This is a genomic window from Bacillus sp. JJ722 (assembly GCF_036963345.1).
Classification (GTDB): domain Bacteria; phylum Bacillota; class Bacilli; order Bacillales; family DSM-1321; genus Bacillus_AD.
Genome location: NZ_JBALMO010000209.1, coordinates 1 through 1,028, shown reverse-complemented (window position 1 = coordinate 1,028; position 1,028 = coordinate 1). Strand labels below are relative to the sequence as shown.

1 protein-coding gene is annotated in these 1,028 nt (G+C 36.9%); it reads left to right on the top strand.

Annotated elements, in window-relative coordinates; translation table 11 throughout:
• The coding region (locus V7014_RS21030) for a DegV family protein (protein WP_335509994.1) at positions 1 to 893 on the top strand (893 nt) is incomplete at its 5' end.
• Between the last annotated feature and the right edge of the window lie 135 nt (positions 894 to 1,028).

Below are 1,028 nucleotides of genomic sequence, written 5' to 3'. Positions count from 1 at the left end.
AGTTTGAACGGGATAAAACAATAGATTCTCTGGAGGAACTAGAAATGGATCAACCACAAGTGGCTTGGATTACGGACAGTACAAGCTCATTAAACAAAGAAGTTATTGAGAGAAACAATATACATGTTGTGCCATTAAATATCGTAATAAACGGCACTTCATTTAAAGAAACAGTCGATATGACAGAAGAAGAGCTATACATTCATATGAAGAATGGGAAAGGTACATTTCAAACTTCCCAGCCATCCGTCGGTGAGTTCATAAATCTGTATGAGAAATTAAAGAAAGAATATGATTTCGGTTTTGCGATTCATGCTTCTAGTAAACTATCAGGCACATTTAATACGTCCGTTATAGCGGCAGAGATGGTTGGATTCCCGCTTTACGGCATTGATTCAGAAACAGGTTCATTTGGACTTGCCCAGCTTATCCAAAAAGGAATTAGGCAGTATGAACAAGGATTGATTGCAGAAGAAATTGTATTGAATCTAAATCGATTAAAAAAGAATGTACGCTTATTCTTAATCCCTGCCAATCTAGAACAACTTCATAAAAGCGGCCGTGTTTCCAGCAGTCAGAAATTACTAGCTAGCCTATTACGTATTAAACCAATATTATCTATAGAAGAAGGCAAAGCCATAATAAAAGATAAAGTGAGAAGTCATAACAAAGCAAATATCTGGGTCGTGAATCAGCTAAAAGAAGACTATAAAAATCACAGCATCACAAAAGTTGCCATTCTTCATGCGAATAATTATGAAAAAGCGAATGAACTAGAACAGTTGGTTAAAGCAGAACTACCGGAGATCGAAACCGAAACCATCATGCTTATCTCAGTAGCCGGTGTGCATACAGGAGTTCAAACAGTTGGGCTTTCTTGGGTATGTGAATGATAAAAAAACCAGTATCATTATGATACTGGTTTTTGTGATGATAAAGTGAAACTTTAACCGAGTTCTTACTGACGCTTAATCTCCCACTAAAACGTATTCGCTTTAACTTTCGTTTAGAAGTGGGAGTCTTAGCGC